Raw genomic sequence first — 19,856 nt, forward strand, 5'->3', positions numbered from 1 at the left:
TTAAAAATGAAAAATTTGTTGTCTCTTTATTTTCTCTACTTATTTAATTATTTATTTTCATCAATCATTTTCAAAATATCTTCAAAATTATCAGTTCTCTCTGTATTACCATTATGCTCATCAATATCTTTATAATTTGCAAGAAAAAAATCTTTATTCTTCACTAAGTAATCAAAATACTGTTTTACGACTCTTTCATCATCTTGTCCATTATCGGGTATTCCTAGTCTAAAAAATTTATCAGCGAACTCTTCATCCATAAACTCATGAAAAGGCTTAAAGCCATATCCTTTTTCCAAACGATCAAAATATAGGTAATCTACTTTACAGTGTGGTGCATTTTGATAATCTACAATAGCTTCCATAATTTTTTCAATAGGGATGAAATTTATTCTTGAACTTTCTTTTGCTCCCCTTATATGAATACCAATAAGTTTGGACTTTCCATCTTCAATAGTTGCTATAAGCCCACCAGACATACCATTCGTATCTTTACCTAAATAATTTAATTTTTCAAAGAAGTAAATACTATTTTCTGAATTTAATACACCTATTATAAAATCTCTTTTTATCAATGTACTGGTTGTGAACTTATTTTCATCAAAAGGATATTCGGCATTGTTCGGCTGATGAAAAAAAGGATTAGATTCAGATGAATAACCACTTTCAAAAGAAAGTTTATTCTCGGTAAATTTATCAATAGCTAGTGACTCTATTTCTTCGAATAAAAGAAATTCTTTGACTTGCTGATTTGGTAAAGGTGGAAACAACTCTACGAGTATGATATCTTCAAAATCATAATCAGCATTATCTTTAATTAGCTGACCAATATCCCATATTATCTTCGGATAAAGAAAATCATTTGTATTATCAAACCCTTTTTCTACGTCGCTTTGAATCCTAAAAGGTGACGTATTAGGTAAATCACCATCTATGTAATCTTTCAAAACATGCTTAGCAGTTAAAAGAAAAAAAGTACCTGAATATTTTATTAGCACTCCTGTACCGTACCCAGAAAAGTAACTATCTTTGAAGATTTCTTTTTCAGAATAAGTCGCATCAGTTGTAATGTGAAAAATTCTTCTTGTGCTTAATAATGTTTTAAAAAGAGTTTGTATATCTTCATCAGACATTTAATTTTTCCCACAATTTTTCTAGGCGTTTATCTGAGACTGGCACGCGGGTTTTCATCGGCTGGGCAAACAGCTGAATCCGAAACTCCTCAACCAACCAACGATACGGCATAATTGTCTCATCATTACCCTTAACAGACAGCCTTTCCATGTGTTTATCAAGCTGATACACGGCATCAAGATCGGCATCCAAATTATGCTCAAGCCTATCGAGTCGCACCAACAACGCCTGCAAATAACGCGGATATTGCTGCCAATCTTGATAACTCATGCGATACACAAAGTCCGATAAACTCAAATCATCAAGCTGGTCTTCGATATCTTCGATACTTTCTTCAAAAATATCACGGTCAAGTAGCAGCAATTTTTGGCGAACTTGCTGCCACTGCTCATACACCGATTTTAGCTGGGCTAGTACACTTTGCCCAACGCTCAAGAAATTGGCAAGCACCACGGCTTTGGCTTGGTTAAATTCATCTAAAGTCAAAGGCAACTGATTGATGGCAATCACCAACTCTTTATCATGAATCCCTGCCGTGAATTTTTCATGGTCAAACTCTGCAACAAATTTTTCAAAAGTGGCATCAAGCGTGGCATGAATCAGCAAATCTTTGAGTCTGTCAAGCTCACCGAGTGGGGCAAAGGCAAGTTTAAAGTTTTTATCAATTTGGCTGGTAAGCTGTCTGGCTTTTGCGCCTAATTCATTGCCGATTAAAGCAAGCAAGCCTTGACGGTGTTTGTTGAGTGCCACACTGACATCGGTAAATTGCTGAATAGACACAGCCTTTTTATCGCTATAGCTTGGCTGTCCATCAGCAACCAGTGCCGAAAACTGCTTGATCATCACGCCTGCACTGTGGCGGTTTTGCATAAAGTTAAAATGCTCGGGAAACTCGCTATGTACGCCTTTACCACTGGCGACGGCTTGGCTTGTGGTGACCTGATGGCGCAGTTTTAATGCGTCAATATCTCGCCCTTTTTCAATCAGGCGGTTTTTGTCATCCACCAACGCAATTTGTGGCTGCAAATAGGTTTCAACCTCACTTGGATTAAAGTCTTTTGGCTCTACAAATTGATTGTTTGCCCCACGCACACCACGCTGGTTTAAGGCTTGGCACAGTTGCTTTATCAGTCCGCCATGGTGATTTTTTTCAAGCGTGTCAAAAATTTGTTTGGCGGTATCGGGCACAGGTACGATCTGACGGCGAATATCTTTTGGCAACGTCTTTAATAGCTGCAAAACCAGCTGATAGCGCCATCCTGCAATACCCCATAGTAATTCAACCGCATCAACCTGTGGTAAGGCAACGAGTGGGACTTTAATAGTCACACCGTCATCGTCGCTGGTCGGGTCAAAAATATACGACAGGGGTAGTTTTAAATTACCCAGTTGCCACGTTTCTGGGAAAGCTTGGGTAGCGGGCGCTTGTTCATTGAGTACATCTTTATCACTAAAAAATAAAAACTGTGGGTCCGTTTTTTCTACCTCTTTTCGCCAATCTTCAAATACTTTGCGACTTGCGATATGCTCAGGCACTCGCTTGGCATAAAAGTCATATAACTGCTCTTCATCAACCAGCAAATCTCGACGTCGCAGCTTATCTTCAATCAAGGATACATCAGCGACTTTATCTATATTATGCTGCAAAAATGGCGGCAATTTGCCCTTTTTACCATCCCCTGTGGACGGGGCATTTAAATTGCCCAACACCAAGGCATCTCGCAAAAAGATTTCTCGAGACTCAGTAAGGTTGACCCGCTCATAATTCATCAGTTGTTTGTGTACCACAATCAGACCAAACAGGCTTATTTGGGCGTATGCCTTGACATGCCCCGTTTTGGCTGACCAATGCGGCTCAAAATAATGGTATTTGAGCAAATCCCCTGCCATCGCCAAGATCCATTCTGGCTCGATTTTGGCAGCGGTACGCATAAACACCTGCGAGGTCTCAACCACCTCAAACGCCATCACCCATAGCGGATTTTGTTTAAACAAGGTACTGGCAGGAAAAATCTTGGCTTTGTGCTGACGCGCGGTGACATACTCGCCGCGTTTGGCTTTGATTAGCTTGCCGCTTTTATCGACGTCATTGACTTTTTGGGCAATGAACGACAGCAGACCTGTGAGCAATGCTCGGTGAATAGGCACATAACTGGCGGGCTCTTGGTTGATTGTTAATTTTAAACCATCCACCATTTGCAACAACTGGCTATGGGTTTGTTGCCATTCACGTAAGCGCGGCGAGCTTAAAAAATGTTTTTTGGCAAAGCTTTTACGTTGGCTGTTGGTTAATTTGTCGTTTCCATACGGACTTTGCGCGATTGGCGCGGCTTCATCATCTAGCGTTTCATTTTTTTGACGGTCAAGATCACTGTTTTTAAATTCACCGCTTTTAAATAAAGCCCCATGAATTGCCTGCCAAAGACTGAGATAAAATAAAAAATCGCTGTCGGCTTGGCGAAATAATGCGTGTTTTTGGTCAGCTTGGGTTTGCTTATCGCTCGGGCGTTCTCGAGGGTCTTGCACTGACAAGCCCGATACAATCACCAATAGCTCTTTGAGACAACCGTATTGCTCACCTGCAATCAGCATACGTGCCAAACGAGGATCAATGGGCATTTTTGCCATCATTTGACCGACTTTGGTAAGTTGATTTGGATGGCGTTTGGATTGACCTTTGCCTTTGCCTTTGCCATTGTCACTGTCATTAGCTATGCTTAGGCTATTTTCAGGTTTTTTGGTGGCAATCGCACCCAACTCTTCTAACAGTTTACGCCCATCATTGACCAGTCGATTGTCGGGTGGCTGGATAAAGTCAAAGTTTTCTACCTCACCCAGACCCAAGTTTGCCATTTGCAAAATCACTGATGCCAAGTTGGTACGCAGAATTTCAGGCTCGGTAAATTCAGGGCGGCTGGTAAAGTCTTCTTCTGAATATAAACGGATACACACGCCCGCCGCGATACGTCCACAGCGACCTTTTCGTTGATTGGCAGCAGCTTGGCTAATCGCTTCAATCGGCAGGCGTTGTACCCGCGAGCGATAGTCATAGCGTGACATCCGAGCAAATCCCAAATCAATGACGTAGCGGATATTGGGCACAGTCAAGGCGGTTTCGGCAACGTTGGTGGCGATGATAATGCGACGGCCGCCTGTCGGGTGAAAAATCTGCTGTTGCTCGGCAAAACTTTGACGGGCAAATAACGGCAAAATTTGGGTATGACGGGGGGCATATTGGTTTAAAGTATCTGCCAAATCATGAATTTGCGCTTCTGTCGCCGCAAAAATCAAAATATCCGCTTGGTCAGCATGCCCTTTGCTGGTAGCGTCTTGGTAGCACTCTTCCACCGCTGCGGTAATCGCTCGCGGTAAGTTATCTTCGACATCATCAAAGCTGTCATCATCCGAACCTGTGACAATCTCCTCCGTCAACGGACGGTAGCGCACTTCCACGGGATAACTGCGACCTTCAACCACAAACACAGGCGCGGGCGTCGCTTTTTTGGTTTTACTATCAACGCTAGAAAAATACTGGCTAAACCTTGCTGTATCGAGCGTTGCCGATGTGATAATCACTTTTAAATCAGGACGTTTTGGCAATAGACGCTTGAGATAACCCATGATAAAGTCAATGTTAAGACTGCGCTCGTGGGCTTCATCAATGATAATGGTATCATAGCGGCTCAAAAACTTGTCATGCGCCATTTCGGCAAGCAAAATACCGTCGGTCATCAGTTTGACAATAGAATCAGATGAGCCTTGCTCAGTAAAACGTACTTTAAAGCTGACTGTCTGTCCGAGCGTTTCCCCTAATTCTTCAGCAATGCGATTTGCCACACTACGCGCCGCTAATCGTCTTGGCTGTGTGTGTCCGATTTGCCCTGTTACCCCTCGCCCGGCAAGCATGGCAATCTTAGGTAATTGCGTGGTTTTGCCTGAGCCTGTCTCCCCTGCCACGATGATGACTTGGTGGTCTTGGATGGCTTTGATGAGTCTATCGGCTTGTTGGCTGACAGGCAAGTCTTCGTTGAGATGTATCGTTGGTATACTGGCGATACGGCTTTGCACCCTGTCTTGCGAGTGTTTGAGTTGTTTTTGATAGCGATCAAATCTTGACGTATAGTCTTCGCTTTCTTTGTCTTTGATTTGTTTTAATTGTTGGGCAAGGCGTGACAGATAATAGCTGTCTTTTGCCATGACAGGTAATTTCACATTTTGAGGCTTGTCTAGTTGAGGATCATTTAATGGTACAGCAGTCGATATAAGTTCTTTCATTCACTTAGGCTATTCTTATGGTAAACATTGCCTAGATAATGTGGTATGAATAAGCTAAAATCAAGCGTTATCCCTATTTTTAAGCTATCGGCTAATTATTTTTATGACATTTATTTTTTATGACATTTGTGTTTCACATGAAAGGAGAATTTATGAGTTTATTAAAAACGGTTGAAGTCATTCACAATCCCAACAATCTGCCGGTTGATAGAGCGGTGATTTGGCTGCATGGACTGGGCGCAAATGGTCATGACTTTGAGCCAGTCGTCCCTGACTTGGGACTCGATGGTAACCATGGCATACGGTTTGTATTTCCTCACGCCCCCGCCATTCCTGTAACCATCAACCAAGGCTATGTGATGCCAGCTTGGTATGATATTTTGGAAATGTCGTTTGATCGCAAAATCGACACCGCACAGATTGAACAATCCGCTCGCTCGATTGGAGATTTAATCGCACGTGAAGTCGAGCGCGGTGTATCGCCTGAACATATCGTGATTGCTGGATTTTCACAAGGTGGTGCGGTCGCCTATCAAACCGCGTTAACCTATGACAAACCATTAGCCGGACTGTTAACCCTATCGACTTATTTAGCGACCAAAGACAGCCTAACTTTAAGTGATGCCAATAAAAATCTAAACATTGCCATTCATCATGGCACACAAGACCCTGTTGTCCCAGTACAGCTTGGGCAAGAAGCCAAAGCATGGCTTGAGTCAAAAGGTTATCAGCCGCAGTTTTACAGCTATCCGATGGCGCACCAAGTATGTATGCCGCAACTCAAAATTATCGGTAAATGGCTAAATGATGTGTTGGCCTAACGATCTTTTAGCATAATTTTTTAGTATAAAAAGAGCGTACCTGACATGCTGCGCTCTTTTAGCAATTAGCCATTCATTTTTGGCAATCGTTTGAGTAAGATAAATAACCAATAATTCACCAAACCCAATAAAACAAAATCCACCAACCAAACCGCCATCAAATCCCAATGCGTTTGATAGCCGTATTTTAGTGCAACCATACCACTGCCCCCCAAATATACAAAAGTGAGCATACTTAGCAGCAATAGCGCATATGGGCTCTTGCCTTTCACGATATAAGGCGTTGATAATAGCGCGGGTATCAACCACAAAGCTTGCCAAGCAATCCCGCCGACCATAGCAGGCTTTGCACTTGCCAACCAATGCGTCAATAGCGGTACTGCCAGCAATCGAAACCCCAGCCAAACCCACCATACTATGGTTAAGCGTCGGTGGATGGGATATATGGGTTTTGGCGCAGATAGTGAGTGCGGGTCTTTTTTTCTCATAACGCTTGTTTTCTCATAACGCTTGTAATGCCTTGGCAATTTTGGCTAGACGTTGACCTTGGGCAATGGCTAATGTTTTTTCGTCCGCGCTCATGATATGGTCATGCTTTGCGCCACTGACATGGCTTGCGCCATACGGGCTGCCCCCTTGACTCGTGGTATTGAGCGCAGGCTCACTGTATGAAATTCCCACAATCACCATACCATGATGCAGTAGCGGCGTCATCATGCTAGTCAAAGTCGTCTCCTGCCCACCGTGCATGGTGCCCGTACTGGTAAATACAGATGCCGGTTTGTTTTGCAAATCCCCCGCCAGCCAAATTGTGACGCTATTATCCCAAAAATACTTCATCGATGCTGCCATATTGCCAAAATGGGTGGGGCTACCCAATGCCAGTCCCACACAGTTTTTTAAGTCATCCATGGTGGCGTACAGGTCACCTTTATCAGGAATACTTGGCGCAACTTTTTCAGTCTCGCTACTGACCTTGGGTACGGTGCGAATACGTGCGGCGATGCCTGTGCCACTGTCTTCAATACCTTGTGCGACCAGATACGCCAAATCTTTGGTCGAGCCATTTTGGCTGTAGTACAAGACTAAAATATAAGGTTGACTCATGGTTTTTTCTCACATCAATTTTGATAATTGTTACGTCAAGCTAGTTTGGGTGAATGAATTTTGATGGCAGGGTCAAGGCAATCTACTAGCCAGATTGCCAATTGCAAAACACCAAAACTGTTCACAGTAATTCAATAAACAATTTTTTTGAATATGATACCATACTGCCATACAATCACTGCCTTTTTCGCCGATTTGATGGTCAAACTTTGAAATTTTTTATCAATAAGAACTACTATGAATGAACTCATTGCCAAACTAAAAAAATTATCCATTTTTAAACATAAATGGGTGCAGTTTTTGATGTATCTTATCAAAAATTTTATCGATGATAATTGTAGCCAAAAAGCTGCATTATTGACGTATACCACGCTGCTGTCTATTGTACCGATTTTAACCTTGTTGGTTGTGATTCTCTCCACCATTCCGCAGTTAGCAGAAGCGCGTGAGCAGATTCAAAACTTAATTTTTAGCAATATTTTGCCCAGTACCGGATTACAGGTCACCAAGTATCTTAACCAATTTACCAGTAACTCATCGAACTTAACCATCATCGGTGTGGGTATCTTATTTTTTACCACCATTTCCACTTTAATGACGATTGAAACCGCGTTTAACCAAATTTGGCGCGTTGAAAAAAAAGAGACCAGCTGGCTCAATCTTGTGCGTTACTGGGTGATTATTACCCTGTTGCCTATTGTGCTTGCGGTAGTGATGATTATCTCAAGTACCGTGCAAAGTCTGAGTTTTTTAAATCAAAAGATTGGTGGTTATGGGATTGACTGGGCGATTTGGGTGCAAATCGGCTCCATTGCGATTGTGCTGATGGGGTTGGTGACCATGTATTGGTTTATCCCACGCTGCCAAGTACGTTTTAAACATGCGCTGGTTGCCGGTGTTGTGGTTGGGATTATCTTTGAAATCTTAAAACTCACCTTTGGCGCAATTGTTGACAACTTTACCAGTTATAAAGCAGTGTATGGGGCGTTTGCGATTTTGCCGTTGTTCTTACTTTGGATTTATATTTCTTGGAATATTATCCTGCTTGGGGTGCAAATCAGCTACTGTTTGACCATTTTTGAGACCAAAGAAATCTTCCCACGTCATGCGTTGTTTAGCTTGATGGATATGTTAAACGTGTTATACCGTGAGCATAAAAAAGGCAATGTCGTCACCGAAGCTGGTCTGCGTGATGTGCTAGGTCGCCAAGAGATGCCAAATTGGTACACTTATATTAGCTTTTTACAAGATAACAATCTCATCACCACCAGCGACAAAGATGAATATGTCCTTAAACGCTCGCTCGATGATTATAGTTTTTGGGATTTTTATCAAAATATGCCCTATCCTTTACCGCATGAAAAGGATTTGCGAAAACTTAAAAATAACGCGCCTTGGACTGTACAATGGATTAATACCTTAGCCCGTGGTGAAGCCATGCTCAAATATAATTTTGATGTGTCGATGGCAAGTATTTTTGATAGTATCGCACCGCGTCAGACCCCAAATGCTGAAGACATCGAGCCCGATACAGGAAAAAAAGATAAAGGTAAAGGTAAAGGCAACAAACTAGCCGGTCAACGTGAAGGTTCAGGGCTATCAGGCGGTCAAGTCAGTGACGTGGTCAATGAAGATAAACGCATCAAAGAAACTGACGCCGAGCAAGCGACTGGCTTTGATGGTACGCTTGATTTTAAAGGTCAAGGTAGCTTATCGAGTCAACCGCGTGATTTTAATGCCTTAAATAACGATGAGTTATCGGATGAATTATCACATGAATCATCAGTTGATAAGCAAACTCATGATAATCAGAAACACTTGTCAAATGATAAGGGGTTAGATGACAAACATCCGCTAAAAACGCTTGAAGAAAGTAACAGTGAATACGACAGTCATGGCGAAAACAAACCGACTTCCTCATCCACACAACATGGCAATGCCTCAGACGAGCATAAATTTGCGATTGATAATTATTTAAATGCCAATAATTTTGACAATATGCGTTGGGACATCAGTAACCTAGATGACACGAGTTTTAGCAATGAAATTACCACCACCCAAACAGTGCAATCAAAAATCCTAGCGGATGATGACGAACCAAAAGGTGATAATACGGCGGTGATGGCTAAAATTCGTCAGATTGTACCGGCTAGTGTACTCGATAGCCCGTACAATCCTTTCAATTTTATCAAATCAAAAATTGCAGCCAATGCAAGCAAAAAATCCCCGCGTATCATTACGGAAAAAGATAAGCCAAATAGCTAGACCAGACAGCTAGTTTGGCGAGTAAAAAAGGGCAGATTCTGCCCTTTTTTATTGCTTTTTTTATCGATAGCTTAAGCCTGTGTCATCTTTTTACCCAACAACCCTTTGGCGTGCATATTACGATAGACCACCACAACAATGACGACATTCACTAGCAGTATCAAAAAGTTAAGCCAATTAAACCGATGGCTCAACAACTCATAAACCTCAAGCGGCAAAAACACGCCATAGCCCAAAACGCTATACCAATACGCCCATATCTTATCTCGATAAAGACCATAGGTTTCCACAAAACGCAGCAGCGCATAGCCCACGACTATCCAAAAGGCTTTTTGCCAATTTTGGTTGGCGACCCAAGCATAGTGATTTAGGGCTTCTATTTGGTAGTGCAGTGCCATACCCATGATACGATGCAGCGCCTGTGAAACCACCCGCGCAATCCATTGCAATTTAACATGCCCTACAAAAATAATAGCCGCCACCCCTAGCGCTACCAATCCTTTTACCAGCTCATAGATAGCGACCATGATGATGGCGTTCTTGGTATGATGCCTATTAGGCACTGTCGGGGGTAACTGCTTAACTGCCTTTGGCATGATTCATTACCGTATCCAATCTTGAAACAAAATTAAAACAAGCTTCAAACAAGCCTAAAAATAGACTTGCTCGACTTTCCCTGTCAGCTCGCTATTGATAAATGGCGTATTTTTGCCTTGCGATATCATCGATTCTCTTGTCACGGTCCAAGTCAGATTGGGGTCAACCAGCACCGCACCGCCCGTTTGATAATAGCTAGCTTCAATTCCAGCGATTTTGGCAGGATTAAGTGCGATTTTTTCTACTAGCTGCTCTGGGGTCAAAATACCCTCTTTGACCAATTGACAAGCGAGCCCCATAAAAGTATCAAAGTTGCTAATACCGGGTTTGCACTCCGCAAATGGCGCTTGTTTAGCGGTTTTTGCCAATGGCTCATGGTGGCTACAAATCGCATCAATCGTGCCATCTTGCAAGCCTTCTTGCAGCGCTTTTTTGTCTGTATTGGAACGCAGCGGCGGCAACACATACGCCAAGGCATTAAAACCAATCAACGCATCATCGGTTAAATGTAATTGGTGCATCGCCACATCACAGGTCACGGGCAAGCCCCTTTGTTTCGCCCAGCGAATCAAATCAATCGATGATTTGGTGGTCAGCTGACCAAAATGTGCCGATACGCCTGTTTCTTCGACAATCAACAGCTGCTTGGATAACGCCACCGTTTCAGCAATCCAAGGAATCCCTGCCAAGCCGTGATAAGATGCGATATAGCCATCATGGGCGACGCCGTTTTTGGATAAACTGGGTTCATCAGGGTAAAAAAATACTTTGATATCATAAGTCGCTGCATAATCCAGTGCTTGCAGTAGTACGTCATCATTGGCGAATTTGCGGCGAGCATTGCTGACCCCGATGATGCCACCTTGCTTCAGCCCAAGCATATTGGCGGGTTTTTCACCTTCAAGACCTGCGGTCATCGCCCCCAATACATGCAGATGAATGCCACCATCTTGATAAGCCCGCTCTCGCAAGCCTGCCAGTAATGAGCCGTTCTCAAGTACTGGGTTGGTATCAGGTGGTATAACCACATGCAAAAAACCGTTTTTTCGAGCCGCGGCGCCTTCTGATTTTAGTGTACCATGCGACTGGTGCCCAGGTTCACGCAAACGCGCACATAAATCCACTAGCGGCGGTAATAGCCATTTGCCATCGCTGTCGATAGGGTTAAGCTGCGTGGTATCAAATTGCCAGTTGGCAGGTAAAAGATTTTGAAGCGTCATGGTTTTGCCTACTTTGGTTTTGCCTACTTTGTCATTTTTTTCGCTAAATTCAAGATGCGCTGCGTGCGGCACGTTGCCCTTGCATGGCCAGTGCCAACACCGCCATCCGCACCGCAATGCCGTTATTGACTTGTTTTAGAATCACCGATTGCTCGCCATCGGCAACAGTTGATGAGATTTCAACGCCGCGATTCATCGGTCCTGGGTGCATGACAAGCGCATCAGGTTTGGCAAGGGCAAGGCGTTCGGTAGTGATGCCATACGCTTTAAAATACTCGGATGTCGATGGCAACAGCGGCGAGCCAATACGCTCATTTTGAATACGCAGACCAATAATGACATCACAGCCAACCACCGCCGCGTCCAAATCGTTATAGACACTGACACCATAACGCTCAATGCCTTTTGGTAATAATGTCTTGGGCGCCACGACACGAATTTCTTTAACCCCCAAGGTCTTGAGCGCTGCAATATCTGAACGGGCAACGCGGCTATGCTTGATATCGCCGATAATCGCTACCGTTAATTCCTCAAACGGTCTTGGCGCTTCACGATAAATCGTGAGCATATCGAGCATGGCTTGGGTTGGATGCGCGTGCCAGCCGTCACCACCATTGATGATGGCAATGTTTGGAGTGACTTCGGTTGCCATAAAGTGCGCGGCCCCACTCGATGAATGACGCACCACAAAGATATCCGCTGTCATGGCTTCAAGATTCCACAGCGTATCCCGTAAACTTTCGCCTTTTTGGGTACTGGACTTGGCAATATCGATACTGATGACACTGGCGCCAAGACGTTTGGCAGCCACATCAAAGGTGGTGCGAGTACGGGTAGAATTTTCAAAGAACAAATTCATCACCGTACAGCCTTCAAGCTCATCACTGTTGCGGATGCTATTGGGGCGACCGGCATTGTCAGTTAAGTAACCATTGGCTTTTTCGATGATGGCCATCAGCTGGGCTTTGGATAATCCTTCTACACCGATAAAATGCCGCAAGTCACCTGTTTCGGTCAGTTCTGGCTTTGCCATCGCCTGATCAAGCTTGCTCTGTAGCGCTTCATTAGATAGGGTTTGGGTGTTTAAAATATTCATCAGCCACCTAGATTTGTTGTTATTTGTATAAATTTTGCCTATTTTACCGTAAATCGGCTGGAATAAATACGCCAATATTTTGCGATTATCGCTGATACGACGGGTCAAAAAGTGCTACAATTTGCGGCAAATTGTCTATATTTTTTTTAATTCATGAGGTCTAAATTCACCCTGCTTAATCGTATGTGATTGGGTTAAGTTGTTAATTTATAATTTTATAATAAGGTCTACTATGTCAAATCTTGAAACTTATCTTGCCGCGCAAAACGCCCAACCTGCCGTTGCCGATATCATTACCACCATTACCAAAGTCGGTATTCAAATCAGCGACTTGCTCAAACGCGGCGCGCTCGCGGATATTTTGGGCGAAGCGGGTAACCAAAATGTGCAGGGCGAAGAGCAAAAAAAGCTCGATGTCATTGCCAATGATTTGTTGCTAGACGCTTTGAGCAGTAATCCGCATTGCGCGGGTGTGGCCTCGGAAGAATTAGATAACGCCACTCCTGCCAATCAAGATGGCGACGTGTTGGTACTGTTTGACCCGCTTGATGGCTCATCTAATATCGATATTAATATGGCAGTCGGTACAATTTTCTCGATTTTACCCTACAACAACCAAGGTTACCCTGCGACAGATGAGGACTTTTTGCAAAAAGGGACGGCGCAGTTGGCATCGGGTTATATTTTGTATGGCACGTCAACTGTGATGTCAATCACGCTTGGCAAGGGTGTGGCAATGTTTAGTCTTGACCCAGACACCAAAGCATTTGTGCAAATCAAAGACCAAGTGCAAATCAGCGCAGATACCAAAGAGTATGCGATTAATGCCTCCAACTATCGCTATTGGTTGCCACCGATGCAGCGTTATATTGACGAGTTTACGGCGGGTAAAACTGGCGTGCGTGGTAAAGACTTTAATATGCGCTGGGTGGCGGCGATGGTGGGCGATATTCACCGTATTTTGTGCCGTGGGGGGATTTTTAGCTATCCATTTGACACCAAACATCCTGATAAACCGGGCAAACTGCGTCTGATGTATGAAGCCAATCCGATGAGCTTGCTGATTGAACAAGCGGGTGGTTTGAGTACCGATGCTATCAATCGTATTTTGGATATCGAGCCGACCAGTATCCACCAGCGGGTTCCTGTGGTACTCGGGGCAAAAAACGAAGTTGAGTATGTCAAAAAGCTGCATGAAGAAGTCAAATAATGCTTATCACTTCAAAAGACAACCCGACCATCAAAACTGCCCATACCCTACTCACTGCGTCGCGCCAGCGTAAAAAACTGGGCAAAACCGTGATAGAAGGCACACATTTGCTTGAAGCGTATCTAAATGCTGGTCTCACGCCCGATACCTTGATTGTCAGCGAAAGTGGTTTGCACAATGACGAAATCCATGCCTTATTAAACCGACTTGAAAATGTTAAAACTTTGACGATTAGCGATAATCTGTATAAAGAAATTCGCACGCTAGGCGAGAGCCTGCCCATCATGGCGATGATTGACATGCCGCATTTAGACTTTAATCAGCCCATCAACAGCGACTGCCTAATCATCAATGGCGTGCAAGATAATGGCAATTTGGGTACACTACTTCGCACCGCATCCGCCGTGGGAATTAAAACCATTATCTGTACCACGGGCACAGCATCGGCTTGGTCGCCCAAAACCTTGCGAGCGGGCATGGGGGCAAATTTTAGTTTAACCATTTATGAAGGCATCAGCGTAGATGATGTATTGACGAAGGTCAAAGTACCGATGTTTGCCACGAGCTCACATACCGATCATATTATTTATCAGACCGATTTGAGACAACCGTTAGCCTTGATTATGGGGCATGAAGGACAAGGCGTCGATGAGAGATTACTTAGTCAATCTGCCCCGATTGCCCTACCCCAGCCCAATGGTCAAGAAAGCCTAAACGTGGCGATAGCAGGGTCACTGTGTCTGTATGAAATGTTACGACAAAGACGCTACGCATGATTGCCATAAATAATTGCCATCAATGCCATCAGTGAATGAGTGTGACATAAATTACTAGACAGCCTGTGTTTAGTCTTTTTTGTCGTCACTATCGCCTGGTATTACCGCTTTAGCGACGGCTACCGTGCCTTTGACCACCCCTTTGGTGGTCTTATAGGCAACCTTGACAGGGACAGTGACAATTTTATGCACACACCCTTGTAAGATAACAGCGGTGGTCAGCACAAAAAGCAGGGTGGTTAGTTTTTTCATTCGTTACCTTTAATTGACTTTAAGATTGACTTTAAGAACGATAATCAGCATTGATTTTGACATACTCGTATGATAAATCACAGGTATAGACAGTATCACTCGCCTGCCCGCGACCCAGTTCAATGTGAATGGTAATTTCAGGACGCTTCATCACCTCGCTGCCACGCGCCTCGGTATAGTCTTGTGCCAAGCCGCCGCGCTCGCAGATACGCACATCATCGAGTGTTACCGCCACTTTTGACTGGTCGAGCATCACGCCCGCTTTGCCTACCGCTGCCAAAATACGCCCCCAATTTGGGTCACTGGCAAAAAATGCGGTTTTTACCAGCGGTGAATGCGCCACTTCATACGCGATTTTGGCACATTCTTCAGCGGTTTCACCGCCTGTCACTTTGACCGTGATAAATTTGGTTGCCCCTTCACCATCGCGTACAATCAATTGAGCGATTCGAATCATTACATTGTTAATTGCCTCGTAAATCGCTTGATAATGCGGGTGATTTTCACTGTCAATCATCTCCCCAACTTGTCCTGTGGCAATCAACGTACAGCAGTCATTGGTCGAGGTATCGCCATCCACCGTGATGCGGTTAAATGACTGATTCACCGTGTCGGTCAAGATATTTTGTAGCAATGATTTTTCAATGTTGGCATCGGTTGCCACAAAGCCAAGCATGGTCGCCATATTGGGGCGAATCATGCCCGCCCCTTTTGAGATACCTGTCACGGTATAGGTAACGGCATCAATCGTGACTTGTTCGCTATGTCCTTTTGGGGTGGTATCGGTAGTCATGATACTGTGGGCGGCATTGAGCCAATTGTCTTCGGTTAAATTGGCTAAGGCGCTATCTAACCCCGCGATAATTTTATCCGCCGGCAAGGTTTCCCCAATCACCCCGGTGGAGTAAGGCAATACTTGCTCGGCTGCGACACCGGTTTTTTCTGCCAATGCCACACAAGTTGCTTTAGCACGCTGTTTACCGTCTTCACCTGTGGCAGCATTGGCGTTGCCTGTGTTGACAATCAAATAACGGGGGCTGTCTTTGCCGATAAATTCTCGCAGCAACTGCACAGGCGCGGCACAAAATTGGTTTTGCGTGGTGACAACCGCGGTATTTGCGCCCGCTATGATGTCAAAAACCGTTAAGTCTTTGCGCCCTGCGTAGCGTACGTGGGCTTCGGTGATGCCAATTTTTATCCCTTTCACTGGGTTTAATTTTACAAGTTCGACATTGCCAACTGGCATGAGAGCGCTCCTTACTGTTGTTTAATTGATTAATCCAAAAAATCTGCCCAAATCGGGGCATGGTCGCTGGGTTTTTCCATGGCACGCAAATCATAGCTGACGCCTGCACCGTTGAGCTTATCCGCCAAATCAGGCGTCATCAAAATATGGTCAATCCGCAGTCCCCGCTTTGGCTCATCGTCAAATCCCTTGCTGCGATAATCAAACCAACTCAGCGCTTGACCGTCGGCATATAACGCCCGATAAGTATCATGCAAATCTGTCGCAAGCAGGGCTTGGTACCACTCTCGCTCCTCTGGCAAAAACGAGCACGTGCCATTTTTTAGCCAACGTTTGACACTATCCTCGCTAATGCCAATATCAAAATCAAGCGGCGCAATATTCATATCCCCCATCAAAATCATACTGCGATTTTCTGCTTTAAGCTGCAAGATATAGTCGGTTAAATCAGCATAGAATTTACGCTTCATCGGAAATTTGGTTTCATGCTTGCGATTTTCACCTTGCGGAAAATAGCCATTAAGCACATCAATATATTTGCCATTAAAATCATAGCGCGCATGGATAAACCGTCGCTGCGCATCGTCGCTATCGGTTGGAAAGCCTTTTTGTACAAAAATAGGTTTTTGTCGCGATAATAACGCCACACCATAATGAGATTTTTGCCCAAAAAATTCGACATGATAGCCCAATTGCTGCACGCTCTGTAGCGGAAATGCGTCATCATGTACTTTGGTTTCTTGTAGTCCAATGACATCGGGCGCGATGATATCGCGAATGGCTTCAAGCTGGTGTGGGCGCGCCCGCAATCCATTAATATTAAAACTGACAAAACGCGGCATGTGTTTTCCCCAAATTGATAAATATGTCTTGGTATTGATAAATGTGGCTTGGTTAAGCGTTAAATGCCGACTATATTAGCGGATATTGCCCGCAAGCTCAATTTGAAAGCAAATTGGATCTGCGACACTGAGGTTATGCATGATGAACCCGCAAATAGCAGGTGAAGTTTAAAAAAATTTTGGTATAATCAAAAAACCTTGCACTTTAATCACTGCCAACTTTGCAAAATATTTTTTTCAATTTTTTCTGGCGACGTGCTGACCCTAGACTTAAAAAGACAATATATGGCTCGAGTTTCTTCTATTACCCGTGTTTTAAAAATCATCGAAGCCGTGTCTGCGGCACAGCGTCCTTTATCCCCGCTGGATTTGTCTGAGATTTTGGATATTCCAAAACCGACCATGCACCGGCTGATACAGCAGCTGCAAGAGGAAGGCTTTGTGCGGGTCGATATCAATGGTACGATTGTGCCTGCATCGCGTACGCGGCATATGGCGATTCATCTATGGCAAAGTCAACAAGTGGCGATTCAGCGATTTGCGATTTTGCAAAGACTGGTGGATAAAATCGGTGAAACCTGTGGCATGGCGGTACCTTATTACGTCAACATGGTATATACCGACCGCGTACCTTGTCCTTCTGCCTTACAAGTGTATATGCCCACTGATTCGCAAGCACCTATTTGGTGTACGGCGGCTGGTAAAATCTACCTAAGTACGCTCGCAAAAGATGATAGGGTCACGCTGCTAAAAAATTTATCGTTAACCGCTATCACCCCTGCCACGATTACCGATAGGGAGGTGCTCAATCAGAGTCTTGAACAGGTAGCTAAGCAGCGCTATGCAATTTCTGATGAAGAATATATTGCCCAAGCGGTCTCAATTGCCGTGGCAATCAATGACACCCAAGGTCGTTACATCGGCTCACTGTACACAACCGCACCTAAAACGCGCAAATCCCTCGAGGACTTGATTGGGTTTGTACCTGATATGCAAAAAGCTGCCGATGATATTCGTGATGCGTTTTTTGGGGAAATTTAAATGTTATCCTTGGAGTTTTTGACAAGGTAAAGTTAAAACGCTCAAAGCGATTTTATTGATAGATTTTATATAATATGGCGGGGCTTAATCATTTGCTGCCTCATCAATGTGGCAACAAACCCAAATGCTGTAAGCCTTGATAGATACCATCTTCCCACGCAGCTGGACATACATAGTCAGCCGCCGCTTTCACATCGGGATGAGCATTCCCCATCGCCACGCCAAAGCCGACTGTCTGTAACATTTCAATATCATTCACCCCATCGCCAAATGCCATGGCATCTTTAAAATCCAGCCCCAGTTTATTGAGCGCCTGCGCAATGCCGCGCGCCTTCGAGCCTGTCGCATCTAGAATATCGATACCGTTTTTATGCCAGCGCATGATTTTTAAAGTCGAGGGAAATTCAAAATTTACTTGCGTGTTGTCAGGATGAAATGCCACGACTTGATAAATAGGTATCGACAAATCAATGTCACCATGACGGGCAGTACGGTAAGCTATTTTAAGCGAATTTAAAGCTTCTGACAGCGCATCATCTTCCGCTAACGCGATAATTTCCGTATCGGTCATGTAGGCATAGGATAAATTATTTGATTCAACATAATCGGTAATGAGTTTAATTTGCGCAGTGGTCATCGGATAATGCGCTAATAATTCACCTTGATGGTGACTGCATTGACCGTTGATGGTGACCAGCACATCGATACCCACGGTTTCAATGAGCTCATACACAGCTTTGGGAAAAACCGCACGACCCCGACCGGTGGCGATAGCGACCATGATGCCTTGCTGCTTTAATTGTTTGAGTGCCTCAATCGCGGATTGCGGCACCCTTTCTTGCTGCTTGATGTACAATGTGTCATCAATATCAAAAAAGACAATTTTCGGTTTTTTGGGGTGTGCTGTTGGCTTAGACATAATAACACTAATGCGATAAATTGGGATTGACGCTCATTCTACCCTATTTTTGGGTTAATTTTTTAAATTAACAATCACAAAAAAGCCAGGAAAGATCCTAGCTTTTTTTTGCTAAACGCCAAAAATTATTGCAAAACGTTCGCATCATAATGCGCCATAATGCTTGAGAAATCCTTATCCCCATGTTGCTCGCTATGTTTGCTATACAGCGCCGTGGCTTGGTCTGCCATTGGTGTCACCACCTTGGTATCATCGGCCGTTTGTTTGGCAAGGTTCATGTCTTTGAGCATGAGTTTACTCATAAATCCACCGGTATAACCACGGCTTGATGGCATGCTATCACCCACATCGGGGTGCGGATTACATACTTCCAGCGCCCAGTTACGACCGGTGCTGGCTGACAAAATACTGGCTAAGACTTTTGGGTCTAATCCATTTTTGGCGCCCAAATTCATGGCTTCGGCTGTCCCTGTCATAATCACGCCAAGCAGCATGTTATTACAGATTTTGGCAACTTGACCTGCACCGACCTCGCCCGCGTGAAAGATATTTTTTCCCATCGCCTCTAAAACGGGTTTGACCTGTTCAAATTGCTCAGCTTGCCCGCCCACGATAAAGCTGAGTGTCCCTGCTGCTGCCCCTGCCGTACCACCTGATACGGGCGCATCCATAAACTGAATGCCTTTATCTGCCGCAGCTTCGGCAACTTCACGCGCATCACTCGCTGCGATGGTGCTACTATCGACCAGCAGGGTATCTTTACTCACCACATCGAGCAAGCCTTGATTACCGTCTTTACCCAGATACACATCTTTGACATGTTGACCTGCAGGTAACATGGTGATGACCATATCCACCTCTTTGCTTGCGTCCACAGGTGAAGTCGCCACGTTTGCCCCTTGTTTGGCAAGGTCGTCTAGCACGGCGGTGTTTAGGTCAAATACGTTTAAGGCAAAGCCATTTTTGATGAGATTTTCTGCCATCGGTTTGCCCATGTTACCAAGCCCGATAAAGGCAATTTTTTTAATGGCTGTTTGTTGATTATTTGGCATATA

17 protein-coding genes are annotated in these 19,856 nt (G+C 44.3%); 5 read left to right on the forward strand and 12 right to left on the reverse strand.

The genetic code is table 11. The features are described 5' to 3' along the window. Positions 1-47: 47 nt before the first annotated feature. On the reverse strand, positions 48-1,133 hold the full coding sequence (locus tag RTJ53_RS02835; RefSeq protein WP_312275749.1) for a hypothetical protein: 1,086 nt from the start codon (positions 1,131-1,133) through the stop codon (positions 48-50). Beyond that, positions 1,126-5,331, reverse strand: coding sequence for an ATP-dependent RNA helicase HrpA (gene hrpA / locus RTJ53_RS02840; protein WP_312275920.1), 4,206 nt, complete (start codon positions 5,329-5,331; stop codon positions 1,126-1,128). Before hrpA ends, RTJ53_RS02835 begins: the two co-directional genes overlap by 8 nt. A 230-nt stretch (positions 5,332-5,561) precedes the next feature. On the opposite strand from hrpA, the gene RTJ53_RS02845 reads away from it, so the two are divergent. After that, positions 5,562-6,230 carry an alpha/beta hydrolase gene (locus RTJ53_RS02845; RefSeq protein WP_312275750.1) on the forward strand — a complete coding sequence of 223 codons (669 nt, stop codon included), beginning with the start codon at positions 5,562-5,564 and terminating at the stop codon, positions 6,228-6,230. Between the two features lie 65 nt (positions 6,231-6,295). Here RTJ53_RS02845 and RTJ53_RS02850 read toward each other — a convergent pair whose 3' ends face one another. Both RTJ53_RS02850 and wrbA read right to left on the reverse strand, forming a co-directional pair. Then, a complete protein-coding gene (locus RTJ53_RS02850) occupies positions 6,296-6,718 on the reverse strand; it encodes a hypothetical protein (protein ID WP_312275751.1) in 423 nt (140 codons plus the stop codon). 13 nt (positions 6,719-6,731) lie between these two features. Beyond that, complete coding sequence (gene wrbA / locus RTJ53_RS02855; RefSeq protein WP_312275752.1) at positions 6,732-7,337, reverse strand: NAD(P)H:quinone oxidoreductase; 606 nt, start codon at positions 7,335-7,337, stop codon at positions 6,732-6,734. 237 nt (positions 7,338-7,574) lie between these two features. Between wrbA and RTJ53_RS02860 the strand changes: the two genes are divergently transcribed. Then, positions 7,575-9,602 (forward strand): YihY/virulence factor BrkB family protein, encoded by a 2,028-nt coding sequence (locus RTJ53_RS02860; protein ID WP_312275753.1) that lies wholly within the window; start codon positions 7,575-7,577, stop codon positions 9,600-9,602. Between the two features lie 71 nt (positions 9,603-9,673). Here RTJ53_RS02860 and RTJ53_RS02865 read toward each other — a convergent pair whose 3' ends face one another. From RTJ53_RS02865 to RTJ53_RS02875, 3 genes are read right to left on the reverse strand one after another with little or no spacing between them, the layout of a single operon-like run. Next, complete coding sequence (locus tag RTJ53_RS02865; protein WP_312275754.1) at positions 9,674-10,198, reverse strand: DUF2127 domain-containing protein; 525 nt, start codon at positions 10,196-10,198, stop codon at positions 9,674-9,676. A gap of 54 nt (positions 10,199-10,252) precedes the next feature. Continuing rightward, a complete protein-coding gene (locus RTJ53_RS02870) occupies positions 10,253-11,419 on the reverse strand; it encodes a dihydroorotase (protein WP_312275921.1) in 1,167 nt (388 codons plus the stop codon). A gap of 49 nt (positions 11,420-11,468) precedes the next feature. Then, positions 11,469-12,452 (reverse strand): aspartate carbamoyltransferase catalytic subunit, encoded by a 984-nt coding sequence (locus tag RTJ53_RS02875; RefSeq protein WP_409418133.1) that lies wholly within the window; start codon positions 12,450-12,452, stop codon positions 11,469-11,471. 295 nt (positions 12,453-12,747) lie between these two features. Here RTJ53_RS02875 and RTJ53_RS02880 point away from each other — a divergent pair, with 295 nt between their 5' ends. Together RTJ53_RS02880 and RTJ53_RS02885 are read left to right on the forward strand one after the other, a co-directional pair. After that, complete coding sequence (locus tag RTJ53_RS02880; protein ID WP_312275756.1) at positions 12,748-13,725, forward strand: class 1 fructose-bisphosphatase; 978 nt, start codon at positions 12,748-12,750, stop codon at positions 13,723-13,725. Next, a complete protein-coding gene (locus tag RTJ53_RS02885) occupies positions 13,725-14,501 on the forward strand; it encodes a TrmH family RNA methyltransferase (protein ID WP_312275757.1) in 777 nt (258 codons plus the stop codon). The genes RTJ53_RS02880 and RTJ53_RS02885 overlap by 1 nt, the downstream gene beginning before the upstream one ends. Before the next feature lie 69 nt (positions 14,502-14,570). On the opposite strand, the gene RTJ53_RS02890 is transcribed toward RTJ53_RS02885, so the two are convergent. The 3 genes from RTJ53_RS02890 to xthA are packed head-to-tail and all read right to left on the reverse strand — an operon-like array spanning position 14,571 to position 16,841. Further along, positions 14,571-14,753 (reverse strand): NF038104 family lipoprotein, encoded by a 183-nt coding sequence (locus RTJ53_RS02890; protein ID WP_135888080.1) that lies wholly within the window; start codon positions 14,751-14,753, stop codon positions 14,571-14,573. A gap of 31 nt (positions 14,754-14,784) precedes the next feature. After that, positions 14,785-15,999 carry a bifunctional glutamate N-acetyltransferase/amino-acid acetyltransferase ArgJ gene (argJ, locus tag RTJ53_RS02895; RefSeq protein ID WP_312275758.1) on the reverse strand — a complete coding sequence of 405 codons (1,215 nt, stop codon included), beginning with the start codon at positions 15,997-15,999 and terminating at the stop codon, positions 14,785-14,787. A gap of 29 nt (positions 16,000-16,028) precedes the next feature. Continuing rightward, on the reverse strand, positions 16,029-16,841 hold the full coding sequence (gene xthA / locus RTJ53_RS02900; protein ID WP_007116821.1) for an exodeoxyribonuclease III: 813 nt from the start codon (positions 16,839-16,841) through the stop codon (positions 16,029-16,031). 285 nt (positions 16,842-17,126) lie between these two features. On the opposite strand from xthA, the gene RTJ53_RS02905 reads away from it, so the two are divergent. Beyond that, the gene (locus tag RTJ53_RS02905; RefSeq protein WP_312275759.1) at positions 17,127-17,882 is read left to right on the forward strand and encodes an IclR family transcriptional regulator; all 756 of its coding nucleotides are present in this window, start codon (positions 17,127-17,129) and stop codon (positions 17,880-17,882) included. Between the two features lie 103 nt (positions 17,883-17,985). On the opposite strand, the gene RTJ53_RS02910 is transcribed toward RTJ53_RS02905, so the two are convergent. Both RTJ53_RS02910 and mmsB read right to left on the reverse strand, forming a co-directional pair. Further along, a complete protein-coding gene (locus RTJ53_RS02910; RefSeq protein WP_312275760.1) occupies positions 17,986-18,801 on the reverse strand; it encodes a Cof-type HAD-IIB family hydrolase in 816 nt (271 codons plus the stop codon). 125 nt (positions 18,802-18,926) lie between these two features. Then, positions 18,927-19,853 (reverse strand): 3-hydroxyisobutyrate dehydrogenase, encoded by a 927-nt coding sequence (gene mmsB / locus RTJ53_RS02915; RefSeq protein WP_312275761.1) that lies wholly within the window; start codon positions 19,851-19,853, stop codon positions 18,927-18,929. Positions 19,854-19,856 lie beyond the last annotated feature (3 nt).

The sequence above is a fragment of the Moraxella sp. CTOTU46711 genome (assembly GCF_031975715.1).
Classification (GTDB): Bacteria; Pseudomonadota; Gammaproteobacteria; order Pseudomonadales; family Moraxellaceae; genus Faucicola.

What these genes read in the sequence shown, in the direction of transcription:
- RTJ53_RS02835 (WP_312275749.1), bottom strand. Translation starts at nt 1,133, where the DNA reads ATGTCTGATGAAGATATACAAACTCTTTTTAAAACATTATTAAGCACA.
- hrpA (WP_312275920.1), bottom strand. Translation starts at nt 5,331, where the DNA reads ATGGCAAAAGACAGCTATTATCTGTCACGCCTTGCCCAACAATTAAAA.
- RTJ53_RS02845 (WP_312275750.1), top strand. Translation starts at nt 5,562, where the DNA reads ATGAGTTTATTAAAAACGGTTGAAGTCATTCACAATCCCAACAATCTG.
- RTJ53_RS02850 (WP_312275751.1), bottom strand. Translation starts at nt 6,718, where the DNA reads ATGAGAAAAAAAGACCCGCACTCACTATCTGCGCCAAAACCCATATAT.
- wrbA (WP_312275752.1), bottom strand. Translation starts at nt 7,337, where the DNA reads ATGAGTCAACCTTATATTTTAGTCTTGTACTACAGCCAAAATGGCTCG.
- RTJ53_RS02860 (WP_312275753.1), top strand. Translation starts at nt 7,575, where the DNA reads ATGAATGAACTCATTGCCAAACTAAAAAAATTATCCATTTTTAAACAT.
- RTJ53_RS02865 (WP_312275754.1), bottom strand. Translation starts at nt 10,198, where the DNA reads ATGCCAAAGGCAGTTAAGCAGTTACCCCCGACAGTGCCTAATAGGCAT.
- RTJ53_RS02870 (WP_312275921.1), bottom strand. Translation starts at nt 11,419, where the DNA reads ATGACGCTTCAAAATCTTTTACCTGCCAACTGGCAATTTGATACCACG.
- RTJ53_RS02875 (WP_409418133.1), bottom strand. Translation starts at nt 12,452, where the DNA reads ATGGCAAAGCCAGAACTGACCGAAACAGGTGACTTGCGGCATTTTATC.
- RTJ53_RS02880 (WP_312275756.1), top strand. Translation starts at nt 12,748, where the DNA reads ATGTCAAATCTTGAAACTTATCTTGCCGCGCAAAACGCCCAACCTGCC.
- RTJ53_RS02885 (WP_312275757.1), top strand. Translation starts at nt 13,725, where the DNA reads ATGCTTATCACTTCAAAAGACAACCCGACCATCAAAACTGCCCATACC.
- RTJ53_RS02890 (WP_135888080.1), bottom strand. Translation starts at nt 14,753, where the DNA reads ATGAAAAAACTAACCACCCTGCTTTTTGTGCTGACCACCGCTGTTATC.
- argJ (WP_312275758.1), bottom strand. Translation starts at nt 15,999, where the DNA reads ATGCCAGTTGGCAATGTCGAACTTGTAAAATTAAACCCAGTGAAAGGG.
- xthA (WP_007116821.1), bottom strand. Translation starts at nt 16,841, where the DNA reads ATGCCGCGTTTTGTCAGTTTTAATATTAATGGATTGCGGGCGCGCCCA.
- RTJ53_RS02905 (WP_312275759.1), top strand. Translation starts at nt 17,127, where the DNA reads ATGGCTCGAGTTTCTTCTATTACCCGTGTTTTAAAAATCATCGAAGCC.
- RTJ53_RS02910 (WP_312275760.1), bottom strand. Translation starts at nt 18,801, where the DNA reads ATGTCTAAGCCAACAGCACACCCCAAAAAACCGAAAATTGTCTTTTTT.
- mmsB (WP_312275761.1), bottom strand. Translation starts at nt 19,853, where the DNA reads ATGCCAAATAATCAACAAACAGCCATTAAAAAAATTGCCTTTATCGGG.